The 14,282-nt window shown below is 63.6% G+C and carries 17 protein-coding genes; 7 read left to right on the top strand and 10 right to left on the bottom strand.

All coding sequences use genetic code 11. The features are described 5' to 3' along the window. The first annotated feature begins 273 nt into the window (after positions 1 to 273). Complete coding sequence (locus U5914_RS15590; RefSeq protein WP_418766782.1) at positions 274 to 2,130, top strand: SLC13 family permease; 1,857 nt, start codon at positions 274 to 276, stop codon at positions 2,128 to 2,130. 233 nt (positions 2,131 to 2,363) lie between these two features. Here the strand turns inward: U5914_RS15590 and U5914_RS15585 are convergent, their stop codons facing one another. Further along, a complete protein-coding gene (locus tag U5914_RS15585) occupies positions 2,364 to 2,687 on the bottom strand; it encodes a DUF7521 family protein (RefSeq protein ID WP_336136665.1) in 324 nt (107 codons plus the stop codon). 239 nt (positions 2,688 to 2,926) lie between these two features. On the opposite strand from U5914_RS15585, the gene U5914_RS15580 reads away from it, so the two are divergent. Next, positions 2,927 to 3,385, top strand: a complete 459-nt coding sequence (locus tag U5914_RS15580; RefSeq protein WP_336136664.1) for a halocyanin domain-containing protein — start codon at positions 2,927 to 2,929, stop codon at positions 3,383 to 3,385. Positions 3,386 to 3,445: 60 nt separating this feature from the next. On the opposite strand, the gene U5914_RS15575 is transcribed toward U5914_RS15580, so the two are convergent. After that, positions 3,446 to 4,666 (bottom strand): acyl-CoA dehydrogenase family protein, encoded by a 1,221-nt coding sequence (locus U5914_RS15575; RefSeq protein WP_336136663.1) that lies wholly within the window; start codon positions 4,664 to 4,666, stop codon positions 3,446 to 3,448. 113 nt (positions 4,667 to 4,779) lie between these two features. On the opposite strand from U5914_RS15575, the gene U5914_RS15570 reads away from it, so the two are divergent. Next, positions 4,780 to 5,082 (top strand): cupin domain-containing protein, encoded by a 303-nt coding sequence (locus U5914_RS15570; RefSeq protein ID WP_336136662.1) that lies wholly within the window; start codon positions 4,780 to 4,782, stop codon positions 5,080 to 5,082. Between the two features lie 6 nt (positions 5,083 to 5,088). On the opposite strand, the gene U5914_RS15565 is transcribed toward U5914_RS15570, so the two are convergent. Then, the gene (locus U5914_RS15565; RefSeq protein WP_336136661.1) at positions 5,089 to 5,406 is read right to left on the bottom strand and encodes a CGCGG family putative rSAM-modified RiPP protein; all 318 of its coding nucleotides are present in this window, start codon (positions 5,404 to 5,406) and stop codon (positions 5,089 to 5,091) included. Positions 5,407 to 5,510: 104 nt separating this feature from the next. Here U5914_RS15565 and U5914_RS15560 point away from each other — a divergent pair, with 104 nt between their 5' ends. After that, positions 5,511 to 5,942: a pyridoxamine 5'-phosphate oxidase family protein gene (locus U5914_RS15560; protein ID WP_336136660.1), complete on the top strand. Its 432-nt coding sequence runs from the start codon at positions 5,511 to 5,513 to the stop codon at positions 5,940 to 5,942. A 3-nt stretch (positions 5,943 to 5,945) separates the two neighbouring features. Here U5914_RS15560 and U5914_RS15555 read toward each other — a convergent pair whose 3' ends face one another. From U5914_RS15555 to U5914_RS15540, 4 genes are all read right to left on the bottom strand, one after another. Continuing rightward, positions 5,946 to 6,182 (bottom strand): DUF2249 domain-containing protein, encoded by a 237-nt coding sequence (locus U5914_RS15555; protein WP_336136659.1) that lies wholly within the window; start codon positions 6,180 to 6,182, stop codon positions 5,946 to 5,948. A gap of 256 nt (positions 6,183 to 6,438) precedes the next feature. Continuing rightward, complete coding sequence (locus U5914_RS15550; RefSeq protein WP_336136658.1) at positions 6,439 to 7,056, bottom strand: class I SAM-dependent methyltransferase; 618 nt, start codon at positions 7,054 to 7,056, stop codon at positions 6,439 to 6,441. Continuing rightward, a complete protein-coding gene (locus U5914_RS15545) occupies positions 7,053 to 7,553 on the bottom strand; it encodes a molybdopterin-dependent oxidoreductase (protein ID WP_336136657.1) in 501 nt (166 codons plus the stop codon). The genes U5914_RS15550 and U5914_RS15545 overlap by 4 nt, the downstream gene beginning before the upstream one ends. Before the next feature lie 185 nt (positions 7,554 to 7,738). After that, positions 7,739 to 9,103: a hypothetical protein gene (locus U5914_RS15540; protein WP_336136656.1), complete on the bottom strand. Its 1,365-nt coding sequence runs from the start codon at positions 9,101 to 9,103 to the stop codon at positions 7,739 to 7,741. A gap of 120 nt (positions 9,104 to 9,223) precedes the next feature. Here U5914_RS15540 and U5914_RS15535 point away from each other — a divergent pair, with 120 nt between their 5' ends. Both U5914_RS15535 and U5914_RS15530 read left to right on the top strand, forming a co-directional pair. After that, the gene (locus tag U5914_RS15535; protein ID WP_336136655.1) at positions 9,224 to 9,847 is read left to right on the top strand and encodes a DUF7998 family protein; all 624 of its coding nucleotides are present in this window, start codon (positions 9,224 to 9,226) and stop codon (positions 9,845 to 9,847) included. A gap of 232 nt (positions 9,848 to 10,079) precedes the next feature. After that, on the top strand, positions 10,080 to 10,742 hold the full coding sequence (locus U5914_RS15530; RefSeq protein ID WP_336136654.1) for a helix-turn-helix domain-containing protein: 663 nt from the start codon (positions 10,080 to 10,082) through the stop codon (positions 10,740 to 10,742). A 48-nt stretch (positions 10,743 to 10,790) separates the two neighbouring features. Here the strand turns inward: U5914_RS15530 and U5914_RS15525 are convergent, their stop codons facing one another. The 3 genes from U5914_RS15525 to U5914_RS15515 form a co-directional block, all read right to left on the bottom strand. Continuing rightward, positions 10,791 to 11,093 (bottom strand): DUF6684 family protein, encoded by a 303-nt coding sequence (locus U5914_RS15525; protein WP_336136653.1) that lies wholly within the window; start codon positions 11,091 to 11,093, stop codon positions 10,791 to 10,793. A gap of 842 nt (positions 11,094 to 11,935) precedes the next feature. Continuing rightward, on the bottom strand, positions 11,936 to 12,934 hold the full coding sequence (locus tag U5914_RS15520; protein ID WP_472802070.1) for a DUF7972 family membrane protein: 999 nt from the start codon (positions 12,932 to 12,934) through the stop codon (positions 11,936 to 11,938). 130 nt (positions 12,935 to 13,064) lie between these two features. Further along, positions 13,065 to 13,814 carry a GNAT family N-acetyltransferase gene (locus U5914_RS15515; protein ID WP_336136651.1) on the bottom strand — a complete coding sequence of 250 codons (750 nt, stop codon included), beginning with the start codon at positions 13,812 to 13,814 and terminating at the stop codon, positions 13,065 to 13,067. A gap of 116 nt (positions 13,815 to 13,930) precedes the next feature. Here U5914_RS15515 and U5914_RS15510 point away from each other — a divergent pair, with 116 nt between their 5' ends. Next, positions 13,931 to 14,230 carry a DUF7130 family rubredoxin-like protein gene (locus U5914_RS15510; RefSeq protein WP_336136650.1) on the top strand — a complete coding sequence of 100 codons (300 nt, stop codon included), beginning with the start codon at positions 13,931 to 13,933 and terminating at the stop codon, positions 14,228 to 14,230. Positions 14,231 to 14,282 lie beyond the last annotated feature (52 nt).

Raw genomic sequence — 14,282 nt, 5'->3', positions numbered from 1 at the left:
GGTATCGCCGAGAGAATCGGTCGATGTAGGAGAGTTCGTGAGCGGGTTAGATGACCCGGAACTGGTGTGTGCTGTCCTACGGCAGTTTCGTCCATCAAGCCGAGAACCATACGTTTAATTATACGCCGTAGCGATTCGGTAGCCGATTGATTCGTGAACATCCTGCACGAACTCGCACTGGCGAGGCCCGCAGTACTCCAGCAACTCCCTGTTGAACTGCCAGTCTCTATTGACGTGTTCGTCGTGCTGGCAGTCGTCGCTATCGCGTTCGTCATGTTCGTCCTCCAGCCAGTCTCGATCGATACCACCGCCATCGCCCTGATGGTCGCACTCATCCTCCTCGGACCGTGGACGGGGGTTTCTCCCGAAGAGGGCGTGTCGGGTTTCTCGAACCCGGCGACGCTTACCGTGCTGGCGATGTTCATCCTCAGTGAAGGGATTCGACAGACCGGCGTCATCCAAATCCTCACCCAGAAGATGGAGGCGTTCGCAGGTGACAGCGAATCCCGACAGCTCATTGCGACGGTTGGACTGGCTGGCCCCTCCGCAGGCTTCGTCAACAACACGCCGATCGTCGCAGTGCTGATCCCCGCCGTCACGAACCTCGCCCGGAAGACCGGCACCTCGCCGTCTAAGCTGCTGATTCCGCTCTCCTTCGCCTCGATGCTGGGCGGGACGCTCACCGTCATCGGGACGTCGACGAACCTGCTCGCGAGCGACATCTGGGCGCAACTCGGCCCGACCGGAGAGCCGTTCTCGCTGTTCGAATTCACGCAACTCGGCGCCGTCGTGCTGGCCATCGGGATTGTCTATCTGCTGACCGTCGGTCGGTACCTCACACCTGCCCGGATTGCGGCCGAGGAGTCCCCGGCGGACCAGTTCGGGATGGCCGATTACCTGACCGACGTAGTCGTCCACGAGAACTCCGATCTCGTCGGCTCGCAGATACGAGAACTTCGGCGTGACGATCTCGACCTGGACGTGTTCCAGATCGTGCGTAACGGTCGCATCCTCGTTCGTGGCCTCCCCAGCGAGCGGATTCGCGCCGGCGACGTTCTCTCGGTCAGAGCGAGCCAGGAGACGCTCGAACAGGTCATCGAGGACGACCACCTCGAACTCCTGCCGGAACTCCTCGACGCCGCAGAGGAAGGGGACGAACAGCTCCCCGCGGGGTTCGAGCCGGAAGATCACGCGTGGAACCCTCCGTCAGCGACCGCCGACACGAACACGGAAGACGACGAGGACGAGAAAGACGAGGAAGCAAAAGAATCCGAGACGGAAACCTCGCTCACGGAGGTCGTCTTACTCCCCGGGCCGTGGTCGAACAGACGGGATGGTGTCGCCGGATTCGAGCGCAAGTACGACGCGACCGTACTCGCCGTCCGCCGGGGCAGCGAAGTGATCCGCCAGCGCCTCCGGGACGTCAGCCTGCAGGCCGGGGACGTGTTGCTCGTCCAGACAAACGAGGACGTCTTGGACCGACTTCGGACCGACACCAACATCGTCGTTTCTAGTGATAGACGCTGGGAAGAGTTCGACCGGACGAAGATCCCTGTCGCACTGGGAATCGTCGCCGGCGTCGTCGGGTTAGCGGCCCTCGAGTATCTCCCGATCATGGTGAGCGCCCTCGCCGGTGTCGTCGCCATGCTCTTTTCGGGTATCCTCCGACCCACGGATGCCTACGAGGCCGTCGACTGGGACGTCATCTTCCTGCTGGCCGGGGTCATCCCCCTCGGAATCGCGTTCGAGGCCTCCGGGACTGCGAACCTGATCGCGACGGGTATCGTCGGTGCAAGTACCGTGCTTCCCCCGCTTGCGATGCTCGCGACGTTCTACCTCGGAACCGCGATTATCACTGAGATGGTGAGTAATAACGCCAGCATCGTGTTGATGCTCCCCATCGCGATCGAGGTTGCTGGCCAACTCGGCGTCAACGCCTTCGCGTTCGCCCTCGCAGTGACGTTCGCCGCCAGTACTCCCCTGCTTAGCCCGGTCGGTTACCAGACGAACCTCATGGTCTACGGTCCGGGTGGGTACAAGTTCACCGACTTCGCACGCGTCGGCGCACCGCTGCAACTCATACTGACGGTCGTCACGACGGTCGGTATCGCGTTCTTCTGGGGCCTGTGAGCACAGGGAGTCACGACCGTGATGGGCACTGCCAGTACGACAGTATCTGCCTTCTACACGACCTTTTCTCGGCAGTGAGAGAGTACGGTCGATTCGATATCCGTGGGAGGTCCCGCTTCGCTTTCTTTCCCGTCGTTAAAATCGTTCCAGCTAATTCACCGAAACAGGCGCGGGATCGATACCACGGGGATGGCTCTACGAGACTCTGGAAGCCACCTGAACGACATCCCTTTTTAAGGCGCGGAGAGCCGCGCCTCGACGTCCGTCTCCTCCGATTGCAGCAGCGACAGGCCGAGCAGCAGGAAGCCGACGGCGACCGAACCACTCTGGACGGTGACGCCGACCAGAAGCGGCGCGAGGCCCGACTGGTGGAGCAGGCCACCGAGTAGCGTACCGAAGGTGATACAGGCCAGTCCCGCGGTCAGCGCCCGGAGCGACCGCGAGCCGGTGCGGCGGTAGGCGCGAAAGCCGAACCACGTGACGAGACTGCCGGCGACGAGCGTGACCGTGTTCGCGCCGACGATGAGATACTGGAGGTTCACGGCGACCCCCTCCATCTGGACAGGTGGGTCTTCGAGCGAGTCATGTCCGAGTCTACTCCGAGCGCGTACTTCAACGGTGACGCGGCGTCTCACCGCGTGGGAGTGCCGATACTGCCGGAAGCGCCGAGCGCCACGGCGACGAAAACCGCGTGACAACAGCGGCGTCGCCCGACCGTTTAAAAATCGAGGGGCGTCTCACGCCGTGGGATACTGATTCGCGCTTTATCCGGGTCGGGCGGATAGACCGGACTACGATGAGGGATATCGACCGACGGACGTTCGTCGAACTCGCCGGTGCCGCGGCAGTCGCCCCCGCACTCGCCGGGTGTAGTAGCGGCGAGGCCAGCGGGACGGCCTACGACTTCGTCGACGAGGAGCCCGATTACGGCGGCTGGTTCGACGACGTCCCGAACTACGAGGGGACCGTCGACCGGACCGGCGAACGCGAGGTGACGGTGATGAACGGAGCCGGGCGGGGTGGCAAGCAGTTCGAGCCGCCCGCGGTTCGGGTCGACGCCGGCACGACCGTCGTCTGGGAGTGGACCGGCGACGGCTCCCACAACGTCGCCGCCGAAAGCGGCGCGTTCCGGAGCGACATCGTCCAGAAGAGCGGCTTCACCTTCGAGTACGCCTTCGAGGAACGGGGCATCTACGAATACGTCTGCGAACCGCACCGGACGGTCGGGATGAAAGGCGCCGTCGTCGTGCAATAAAAGCGGAACAACGCGGTCCGCCAACGCGGCAGGGGCACCGCGTCGGCCGCAGTGGGCGGCCTATCGTTCGATATCGAAGGTCGGGAGCGGTTCGAGTTCCTCGACCGGCGGGTCGTCGAGGCGCTCGCGAGCGATGACGCGTTTGTGCACCTCGTCGGCGCCGTCGATGATACGGAACGGCCGGACGGACTCGTAGAAGTCCGACAGCGGGAGGTCCTTGCCGATGCCGCTGCCGCCGCAGGCCTGAACGGCCGTATCGACCGCGTCTTGGGCGACCTCGGCGGTGAACACCTTCGCCATCGCCACCTCGATGCGGGCCTGTTCGCCGGCCTCGATCTGGTCGGCGGCGTGTCGGACCATCGTCCGGGCGGCGTGCAGGCGGGTCGAGGCGTCCGCCAGCGCGAAACGCTGGGCCTGCTTGTCGGAGAGTTTCGACCCGAAGGCCTCCCGCTCGGAGAGGTACGCCGAGGCGACGTCGAGGGCCCGGTCGGCAAGCCCCGAAAAGCGGAGACAGTGGGTCAACCGCGCCGGCCCGAGTCGCTGCTGGGCGATGGCGAAGCCGTCGCCCTCCGTGCCGAGCAGGTGTTCGTCGGGGACGCGAACGCCCTTGAACTTGACCTCGGCGTGGCTCTTGCCCGTCGGTCCGCCACCCATGTGCGGGATGTTGCGCACGACTTCGACGCCGGGGGCTTCGGCGTCGACGAGGAACAGCGAACTGCCCTCGTAGGGATGGGCGTCCGGGTCCGTGCGCGCGAGGACGATGAAGACGTCCGCCTCCACGCCCTGCGTGGTCCACCACTTGTGGGCGTCGATGACCCACTCGTCACCGTCTTTTTCGGCGCGACTGCGCAGCATCTTCGGGTCCGAGCCGCCACCGGGGCTGGGTTCGGTCATCGCGAAGGCCGATTTCAGTTCGCCGTCGACGAGTGGGCCGAGGTACTGCTCCTTCTGGAGGTCCGAGCCGGCCAGCTCCAGCAGGTGCATGTTCCCCTCGTCGGGGGCGTCCACGCGGAGAGCGATGGGGCCGAGCAGCGACCGGCCCGCGGCCTCGAAGACCGGCAGCGCTTCGCGGAAACTCAACCCGAGGCCGCCGTACTCCTCGGATATCTGTGGCGCGTAGATGCCGTACTCGCGGGCCTCGTTTCGGAGTTCCCGGACGGTACCGGCCGAGACGGTCCCGCCGGAGGCCATCGATTGCTCCTTGGGGATGACCACCTCGTCGATGAACTCGCGGGTCTTCTCGGCGACGGCACGCCCGGTCTCGGGGTCTTCGTATTCCATAGTGGGTGATTACCACACATACAAAGAACGGCCGCGGTGAATCTCACTGAGTGGGACCGAGCCGAACGTATTCGGAGGAGAAATGTAAGTGCGTCCGCACCAACGGTTCGGCTATGCCGACGAAACGCCACCTCTCCGACCTCGAAACCGAACCGCACGCGGAGGTCTTCCCGGGCGAAGAGCCGAAGACCGTCCGCCTCTCGCTGGACGCCGGCGACCACGTCCCGAAGCACAGCCATCCCGACCGCGAAATCGTCTGCTACGGTATTTCGGGAACCGTCGAGCTCACGCTGGGTGAGTCGACACACGAAATCGAGGCCGGCGATATCGTCCGCTTCGACGGCGACCAGGACATCTCGCCGCGCGGGGTTACCGACGCGACGATTCTCCTCGTGCTCGCCCTTCGCGATCGATAAAACGGCTCAGTCGACGTAGACCCGCGTCACGTGGCCGCCGCAGCCACACTGCTGGATGTACTCCCAGTCGATGTCGTCGTCGTACTCCCCGGCGAGCGCCTCGTAGAGGAACGCCTCTGGATGGCCGAGGTCGCCGTGGGTGACGAGGTTGACGTGGTTGCCCGGCGCCGTGTGTTCGATGGCCTCGATGCCGTCCCGAACGGCGAGTTCGGGCTCGTCGGCGTACTGCGGCTTTTCGAGGTTCGCGGACCACGAGTTGTCGTGGACGCGGTCGGTGACGGCTTCGGCATCGTGGTCATGGTCGTGGTCGTCGGTCGAACTCATAGCTCCGGATACGGACCGCTCGGGGTTTAGTCTACGCCCGATTCTCAGCTGCTGGGACGCCATCTCGGGTGCGACTATTTGGTGACGGAGGCCGTAGTCCTCACATGGAACACGTCGAGTACGTCTACACGGTCGGCATGACCGACGCCGAGGTCGATGAGTACCTCCGGACGGGTGAACACGGCGTTCTCGGCCTCGCGGACGCCGACGACGCCTACGCGGTGCCGCTGAGCTACCACTACGACGGCACGCGCTTCCTGCTTCGGGTGAGCCACCACGACGACGACAGCGACAAGCGACAGTACCTCGAAACGACCGACACCGCGACGTTCATCTCGTTCGACGCGTCGATGGCCGACTCGTGGAGCATTCAGGTCCGCGGTCCGATAGCACCGTGGGACGAGGACGTCGACGAGGCCACTCTCGACGGGTGGTTCCCGCCGTTCCGCCTGTTCGACGAGGCCGTCGACGACGTCGAGTTCACGCTCTACGAACTCCGGATGGAGTCGGTCGTCGGCCGCCGAACCGTCGAGTAGGAATCAGGCCCTCGTGATTTCGATATGCCACGTCTCGGGGGCCGGATTGGCCGTCTCGTGGTCGAAGCCGCGGGTCTCGAGCACGTCGTAGAGCGGTACCGGCTCGAAACTGTTGATAAGCAGGAGGGACTCGTCGGCGGACAGTTCTTCGAGGGCGTCCATGATGTCCCCGAACGGTTCGCCGTCTATCTCACGGGCGTCCAGCGTCCGGTCCGCGTCATCGAATCGTTTCGAACTCATAATCGACCGTTGGCACGCACGAAACTGTACGTTCGCCCGATGATGTTCGTCCCGGGCACGATGTCGACATTGCTCCTTCCCGACAGGGCGGGAACAACACCTATCCGCGTAGCCCGATAACGTCAACCATGGGCGACCCCGCGTGTTATCGAGACTACTGCCCGGAGTGTGACCTCCAGGTGACGATTACCGACGAGGAATGTCCGGAGTGCGGCACGTATCTCCCCCAAGACGAATAGATAGGGAGAGCGGGCCATCAGTCCCACTCGATGTGCGGGTACGACTGCCGGTTTCCCGAACTGTTCCGTGCGACGATTTCGACGACGGCGTTCCGGCGGCCGTCGTCACGTTCCTCGATTCGCTCGGCGTACTGAAGCACCGTCAGGTCCAGACACGCGTGCAACAGTTCGTTGGCGGCGAACCGATAGCGGTCGTCCGTCGGGCCGCTCTCGGCCGATTCGTCCGTCCGGAGGTGATGCTGGACGAACAGGACCCCACCGGGAGTCAGCGACGCCTTGATATCCGGGAGCCGGTCGACGGCACGGTAGAAACTGATCGTGACGAGGTCGTACGTCGCCGGCGGGAACGCGTAGCTCTCGACGTCCGCCTGTATCCAGTCGATGCGGTCGGCGACGCCGCGGTCGCGCGCGTTCTCCCGTGCGAGACGCAGGCCCGGCCGCGACTGGTCGATGGCGTCGACGCGGTAGCCCTCCCCTGCGAGGAAGACCGCGTTGCGCCCCGTTCCCGTCGCGATATCGAGCGCCCGACCGTCCGGACAGGCGTCCAGATAGCGCCGCAACACCGGTGAGGGTTCGAGGTCCGTGGGATACTCCTCGCGTTCGAACCGCTCGTCCCATTTCGATAGCCGGCTCATCCGACTCGGTCCATCGCGATTTCCTCGGCGGTATCGTCGGCAACCGGCTCCGACGCACTGACTTCGAGCGCGGCGACCCACTTGACGCTCTCCCAGCAGTCCGCGTCGCCGTCGGTCGGCACGAACCGGGCCGGGCCGCCGTGTGTCACCGCCAGCGGTTCGCCGTCGAGTTCGAACGCGAGCAACGCGTCGGCGGCGCGGGCCTGCGGGAACGAACACGCGTAGTCGCCGTCCATCGCGTGGACGAGGACGTACCCGTCGTCGACGGTGGGGTCGGCGCGGTTCAGGACGGAACTGACGCGGACCCCGCGCCACGAGAGGCCCGCCGCGACCCAGCCCTCGACACATTCGAAGTCCTCGGTGACCGTCTCGACGGGAAACGCCGCGAGGTCGTCGCGTTCGACGTAGAGCGGTTCGGCGACGGCGCCGGTAACGCGGAGGGCCCAGTCGCTCGGGTCGACGGCGTCGGGAACGTCGTGGGTTCGAAGATTGGACATGGGTTGTTTCTCGGAGGTTACCGGAGGGCCGGAGCAATCGAGCAGTCGGGAACACGAACCGATAGCGGTTCAGGCGCCGCACGAACGTCTCCAGCGATTTCGCCGCACGGACCAGTCATGTGTGGCTATATCTCACGCGACGAAAAGAACGCCACGGCGAACATGTTCGGGAGCGGTTCAGCCGGCTACTCCTTGGCCGGGGACTCACCGGCCGGCGTCGCCGTTCGGCGCGGGTCGAGCGAGCCGAGGAGGATTCGGCCGAGCGAGTGCGGACTGTGGTCGCGTACGACGAGGAGCATGTTCGTGCCGAAAACGACGATGCCGAGGCTCACGAGTACGCCGCCGACGGCCTGACCGGTCGACGAGAGTCCGAACCACGCCGAGAGGACGAGCAGGAGGGTCCCGCTCGCCAGCAGCGTCGCGTCGGTAGCCGCCAACCGGTCGTCGTAGAGGTCGTCAATCATCGGGACCTCTTCGAGGCCGAGAAGGTCGCTGTACCGGTGGACCCAGATGATGAAGGGGATGATGTGATAGAGGGTTCCGAGGACGACGAAGCCGATGGCTCCGAGAACGAGGAGGTGGACGGCGCCGGGCGCGCCCAGCAGGTTCTCCGGGGCGGTCGGCGCCCGCAGCCACGCGGGCGCCGAGACGAGGGCCCACGCAGCCAGTCCGGGCGCGGCGACCGCGTATCGCGTGTGCATCGGCGTCCAGTCGACTTGCATCTCGTAGAGCTTCCGCCCGAGTATCGCGCTGAACGCGAGCGCCGCCGCCACCACGAGCACGGCGCCGAGTCGAGCGACGAACACCGCATCGAGGAACCGGCCCGTCGCAAGCAGCACGACGCCGACCGGATGCCCGAGTTCCTCGACCGGCCGGAGGTAGTCGTCGATACCGTGGAGTTCGGTCTGGGTGAACATCGTCGCCAGTTGGTAGAGCGCCCCGTACACGGTCGTCAGGACGGCCCCGAAGACGGCCAGCGTCGCGTGCATCCCCACGACGTTAGTCCGGTCGATGGCGAGGTCGGCGAACAGCGGGTGCGTGAAATCGACCGCAAGGAGGAACCCCAACAGCGTGAGCACCGCGAAGAACCCGACCGAGAGCAGGAAGTGACGCTCGGTCACGTCGTAGGAATCGAGGGACGCCATCGTCCGGGCGATGTTGTAGACGAACGTCCAGAACCCGGCGAGCATGAGCGCGCCGAACGGGATGAGCCAGACGAGCGAGTCGAGTACGAGGCCCGTCGCGAATCCGAGCAACCCGACGACGACGAGCGTCAACTGCGCGCTGGCCAGTCGCTGTGAATGGAGGGTCACGCCCGACCAGACGGGGACGAACTGGGTCATCGCGCCCATGATGGTGATGCAGACCCACCCCGCCAACAGCAGGTGAACGTGTGCGAGCGTCCCGAGCCCCGGCACGGCGTCGACGGCGATACCGAGACCGAGAAGCACGCCGACGAGCAGGAACCCCAGCCCCACGATGAAGTGCCGCAACGGAATCGTCATCGGTGGTGGCTGGTTCGTTTCGATGTTGCCCGGTATCGCGCCCATGTATTAGGGGAGAACCCCCAGCCTCCTGCGTGTATCTCCGAATATGTTCCCCTCCAATCCGCGTCCGCACCGAACATCTCCGGCAACAGGCGTACCCCCGTCGACGACGAACTGGCGTCCATGCCGGGCTTTCCCTCACCATTCGGCGGCGACGACGGCTCGCTGTTCGACAGCTACGACGAGTTCGTCCCGGACCACACCCCGACGCCGAACGAGTTCCTCTCGGGACACGACGTGTTGACGGGCGACGACCACGTCGCGTTCCACCGCCTGACGCGAGAGCTGTTCGAAGAGCGGACGGTGTACGATATGACGTTCAACTACAACCTCGCCCGGTTGAACCTGGACACCCGACACGAGAACGCCGGGTACCGCTACGCCGTCGAGCGCGACGGCGCGGACGACGCCATCGAGGACGAGCGCGCGGAGCGCGTCCTTCGGGCGGAGTTCACGCCGACGACGCCGTTCTGCCCGCAGACCCACACGCTGACTATCGGCTCCTTCCGGGCGTGGAACGAACTCACCGACCGCCACGAGTACGACCTCGTCCGGGTCCGTGCGGCCCCGATGCACCACCAGAGCGGCACGATTAACGACCAACTCGCCGAACTCGAGCGGACGTTTCTGGAGACCGGCGACGTGCAGGCCGACCCCGAAGACGGCGCGAACGTCGGGTCGAACCCGATGGAACGCGCCGCGCGAAACGAGGGTGCAAGCCGCGGGTCGCCGGACGCTCCGTTCTGAACCGAGCGGGCGCGCCAGCGACTCGCGTGGCCGCCACGCTCCGTTCGGCGTCGACGCCGTCCAGCGGCCGGAAAGCCGAACCGACCGCCTCGGTGGCGCCCGGAGAACCACCACTTCAACGTGACCCGAACATGTTCACGCCAACCTACTTTTAGGACAACCTAAAACGTGTGAGCGAAGCGCGTCGGAGCCCCGGTCGACCGACCGGCAACCGGACCCACCAGCCCCGATCATGCCCTACGCAAAACTCACGCTCACGATTCCGGACTCGATCTGGATCAGCAAGGTGTCCCGAACGTATCCCGACACGCGGTTCCGCGTCCTCGCCGCGACCGCGAACACCACGACCGGCGTCGCGCGAATCGAAATCCGTGGCGACGACCCGGAAGCGGTCTGTCAAGCGATTCGGGAGTACGAGTCGGTGACCGACCTGACGGTCTTCGAGGCCGACCCCGAGATGTACCGGGTGCAGGTCGAAACGACGGTCCCGTTGCTGTTGACCTCGTTGCAGGACTCCGGGGTACCTCTCGAGATGCCCTTCGAGGTCCGGAACGCCGAACTGACACTCGAGGTCACGGTCCCACAGCGGACGCTCTCGGAGTTCGGGGAGACCCTCGACAGGGTCGGCATCCAGTACACCGTCGAGCAAATTCAGCAGGCGACCGAATCCGATTCGCTGCTAACCGACCGCCAGCGGTGGCTACTGGACGAGGCCATCGACCGGGGCTACTACGATACGCCGCGGGAGACCACGCTCGTCGAACTCGCAGACGACGTGGGCATCGCGAAATCGACCTGTAGCGAAATCCTCCACCGCGTAGAGGAGCAGGTGATGAAAGAATACAGACGCGACGAACCCGACGTGTACCGCAACGTCGCCATGACCTCCGATTGAGAGTTCTCGGGGCGAGACGAAGCGCCCCTCCCTTCGGACCGCACCCCGCTAATCGTCGTCATCCGCGGAGGATAGCTCGGCATCGGCCCGAGAGTACCCCGGTGGTATCTCGGCGCCCCCCGCACGCTCGTCCCTCCGGACGGCTTTCGCCGCGTAGTACGTTATCAGGAGCACGACGACCACAGGAACGAGGATGAGCGCGACCTGAACCACGGTGACCACCGGGTCACTCGGATACGACCCGTAGACGAGAAACAGGACGGTGAAGAACAGCAGAATACCGACCGGGGCGACGTTGACCAGGATGTCGAGGACCGTCCGTCGGTCGAAGCGGGCATCTGAATCCGACATATCCAACGGACGGCCATGCTCGGGATTGTCGATTCTCCCGAATATATTCCCCTCTCGTACTAATTGGTCGAGCGGTATTTCCCCCGGTGCGCATATAACCAAGAAAACAACTGTTATCGCATGTGTACATATGCGTAGAAAGTTAATATTCGCTTGAGATAAAACAGACACGGAGGTCTCAAAGGCCCTCAACGCCCAGTGGTAGTATTTAAAACCGATAGTTCGAATAACTGCGTAGTACGCGACCATCATAACAAATTTAACTTTGTGACGAATATACGATGTCGTGTGTTCAGTCACGAACGCGACCCCCAGTCCGGCCGAGAATCGAGGGGCGCCGACTGACCGAAAGTGCGTGCTGGAGCCGCTAGCGATTCGTTGATAATCTAAATCCAACCACAGGAACGGTCTGCTTACCGACTATCCACCAATCAGACGTTGAAGACGAAACCAGAACGAGCAATATAGGTTCACTCTACTCATTGGGCCATCCGATAGTTCGGCGTAACGATGCCGCACAGTCCTGCGACTGGGCGCGTTACCCCCCGCCACGAAACGCCAGGTGATTCGAGGAGGCATGATGGCATCGTAGTCAGAGCGTACAGCGACGAGCAATCTCCATCAGACAGCATCAACCACTGACGGGAGTGGTACGCTGTGCTTACAGAGACCATCTAATAAACGGGAGATAGCTCGGCCGGAAGCCATGTCTCGAGCCGCCCTGACCGCCTCGAGCGGGAGAAAACAAAAAGACCACGCTCTCCGGGGCCCCAGTTCCTCTCCGAGGACCGTGTTCAGGACGGCAATCCACGCGATAGGGGCGATTAGAGGTCCGATGGTCGCTACTTCAGCGAGAAGATACCGCCCGAGGCGGTCAGCCGCGCGACGGTCGAGATTCGGAGCATGTAGGCGGTCAACACGAGGTACGGTGCGATCGAGACCGTGAACGCGACGGCCACGAACGTCTGTAGCGGCGGAATACCCAGAATAGCGCCGTCAGGGAGGACGTCTCCATTGATCGCGATAATCGCAGAGGCGTTGAACAGGATGGCCGGGAGCGCGACGACCAGCAGCGTTCGGGACAGCTGTGACACTTCTCTCGTATAATAAAGCGTTTTGAAATATTCCTTCCCGGTGGCGAACAGTTCGAACGCTTTGATGAGGTCATCGAAGCGTTCTAGCGAGTCGTCATGGGACGACCCAAGCGTTCGCGACCGGTCGATGTGCGAACCGTAGTCGAACCCGATTCCCTTCCAGAGGACGGCGAACTCCGCGCCGGAGGTTTCCTCGACCTCCCCGAGCTGTTCGGCGGCATCCGAGACCGAAGCGGCGTACTCCTCGATATCCTCGATGAGTTTCTGTTCGACACCGTCCAAATCGTTCGTGAGTGCCTGCGCGCGAGTACTGATGATTCGAGACATGGCCCTGAGAAACGACGAGGGGTCGGACGGGTTCTCCCCGTCCTCGGTCAGTTCGCCGATATCTCGGCGGAATTGTGTCGCGCCCTGGACGCGGTCCTCCTGATTGGTGACGGAACTCATGTCGTGTGAGAGGACGATCGAATTGATCGAGACGACGATAGAGACCAGCAGGATCATCCCGCTCAGGAACGTGTTGAGAATCGTCTGGACGGTGGAGGTGTCCGTCAGTAGCGTCTGCATCTCGAAGGTCCAGAACGTCGAGATACTCATGAAGGTCGCGAACACCACCGTCAGCAACGCTCCCGTAAGCGCCAACCGGTCCGCTTCGAGCAATACCCACCGTTTCAGGGCGAACCCAGAGGTCCGGTTCGGAACGGGAAACCAGCCTCGCCACCGGCTGAATTTCGGGGCGGTACTCATGATACGGTTCCCCGAGCGGTATCGCTGGTGAATCTCGCCTGTAATCGAACGCTCATGAGTCCGACAGACGAGTCACAGCGAAAAAACCCTGTGGGTTCATCGACTGAGAGTCGTCCATTACGGAGCGGTGTCAGAGATACGCATCGTCCCACTCGTCGGCAAGATGCGCGTTGCCACAGTTTCCGCATTCGAGTCTGTCCTGCCCGTCGGCGGAGACGTCGGTACTGCCGCACTGTGAACAGAAGTACCCGTACGCTTCCTCGTCGTCGTCCGCACGGTACAGCGTAAAGAACGGGGCCTCGGTGCCGGGAACGCTATCATCACGGTCGACGGGTCGGTCGCCCCCATCGACGGTGACGGACTCGGGGACCGGGACGGTGGGTTCGTTCGGCGTCTCCGTCCCTTCGCCCTCGGTGAACATGGTGACGGCGAATTCCTCCCCGCCGACCAGTACCTGATCGTTGCCACTCTCTTTGAAGCCGAACCCTTTGAGGAACTCGCCGCCCTCGGCGGCATCCTCGAGGACACACGCCGCAATCGGCTTCTCGACGAACTCTTCGCGAACGCGGTCGAGCAGCGCCGTGGCGATGCCACCACCACGCGCCTCCGGGTCCACGTGAAGCCACTGAACCATCGCTTGCGTTCCGGTTTCGACGACGGTGAACCCGAGGACCCCCTCCGTGCCGTCGGCCGTCCCGTCGACGACGAACACCGTCGTGTCCTCATCGTCGAGCAAATCGGCAAGCGACGTGTCGTCGAACTCCTCTTCGAGTATCGTCTCGATTTGCTGTGGACTGAGCGAGTACGACGATTGCAGCGAGTCGCGCGCAATCGCTCTGATCCGTTCCCGGTCGTCGGACTCGGCAGGGCGAACATCCATGCAACCCATTGTCGCGGAACGGGTATAAATCGTTTCCATGCCTCGCGCCGAGAGGATTCTGCGGCTCTCGTCTCCCTCCCCCACATTGAATACACGTGCGAACCAAGTCGCATAACATGGACAATCAGGACCAAGTCCACAGTACGTCGATCGAACCGGGAGAACTAGTGTACGACAGCGACAGGCGACTGGTGGGGCGCGTGAGCGGTCTCACCGATGACGGGTTCGAAGCCGAGAAAATAACCCCAGACGAGAGCGAAGTCGAGGAGTTGCCGGGCCAGGAGTTCGGCGAGGGGTTCCTGATGTGGCGGTGTACTGAATGCGGGGAGATGGACGAACTCGACGAGGGAATGCCGGAAACGTGTCCGAACTGTGGTGCTCCAGAGGAGGCAATCTCCGCCATCGAAGAGGATTGAACGAGCACCCGCCCACGAGCAATCGAGGACCACGAACTCGCCGGCACCGACG

Origin of the sequence: Natronomonas amylolytica, assembly GCF_037031205.1 — an archaeon.
Classification (GTDB): Archaea; Halobacteriota; Halobacteria; order Halobacteriales; family Haloarculaceae; genus Natronomonas; species Natronomonas amylolytica.
The sequence above is the reverse complement of the archived record's forward strand: the minus strand, read 5'-3'. Positions and strand labels throughout refer to the sequence as shown.

Bases quoted from the DNA above. Each gene is read 5' to 3' on its own strand.
- U5914_RS15590 (WP_418766782.1), top strand. From the start codon at position 274: ATGTTCGTCCTCCAGCCAGTCTCGATCGATACCACCGCCATCGCCCTG.
- U5914_RS15585 (WP_336136665.1), bottom strand. From the start codon at position 2,687: ATGGAGGGGGTCGCCGTGAACCTCCAGTATCTCATCGTCGGCGCGAAC.
- U5914_RS15580 (WP_336136664.1), top strand. From the start codon at position 2,927: ATGAGGGATATCGACCGACGGACGTTCGTCGAACTCGCCGGTGCCGCG.
- U5914_RS15575 (WP_336136663.1), bottom strand. From the start codon at position 4,666: ATGGAATACGAAGACCCCGAGACCGGGCGTGCCGTCGCCGAGAAGACC.
- U5914_RS15570 (WP_336136662.1), top strand. From the start codon at position 4,780: ATGCCGACGAAACGCCACCTCTCCGACCTCGAAACCGAACCGCACGCG.
- U5914_RS15565 (WP_336136661.1), bottom strand. From the start codon at position 5,406: ATGAGTTCGACCGACGACCACGACCATGACCACGATGCCGAAGCCGTC.
- U5914_RS15560 (WP_336136660.1), top strand. From the start codon at position 5,511: ATGGAACACGTCGAGTACGTCTACACGGTCGGCATGACCGACGCCGAG.
- U5914_RS15555 (WP_336136659.1), bottom strand. From the start codon at position 6,182: ATGAGTTCGAAACGATTCGATGACGCGGACCGGACGCTGGACGCCCGT.
- U5914_RS15550 (WP_336136658.1), bottom strand. From the start codon at position 7,056: ATGAGCCGGCTATCGAAATGGGACGAGCGGTTCGAACGCGAGGAGTAT.
- U5914_RS15545 (WP_336136657.1), bottom strand. From the start codon at position 7,553: ATGTCCAATCTTCGAACCCACGACGTTCCCGACGCCGTCGACCCGAGC.
- U5914_RS15540 (WP_336136656.1), bottom strand. From the start codon at position 9,103: ATGGGCGCGATACCGGGCAACATCGAAACGAACCAGCCACCACCGATG.
- U5914_RS15535 (WP_336136655.1), top strand. From the start codon at position 9,224: ATGCCGGGCTTTCCCTCACCATTCGGCGGCGACGACGGCTCGCTGTTC.
- U5914_RS15530 (WP_336136654.1), top strand. From the start codon at position 10,080: ATGCCCTACGCAAAACTCACGCTCACGATTCCGGACTCGATCTGGATC.
- U5914_RS15525 (WP_336136653.1), bottom strand. From the start codon at position 11,093: ATGTCGGATTCAGATGCCCGCTTCGACCGACGGACGGTCCTCGACATC.
- U5914_RS15520 (WP_472802070.1), bottom strand. From the start codon at position 12,934: ATGAGTACCGCCCCGAAATTCAGCCGGTGGCGAGGCTGGTTTCCCGTT.
- U5914_RS15515 (WP_336136651.1), bottom strand. From the start codon at position 13,814: ATGGATGTTCGCCCTGCCGAGTCCGACGACCGGGAACGGATCAGAGCG.
- U5914_RS15510 (WP_336136650.1), top strand. From the start codon at position 13,931: ATGGACAATCAGGACCAAGTCCACAGTACGTCGATCGAACCGGGAGAA.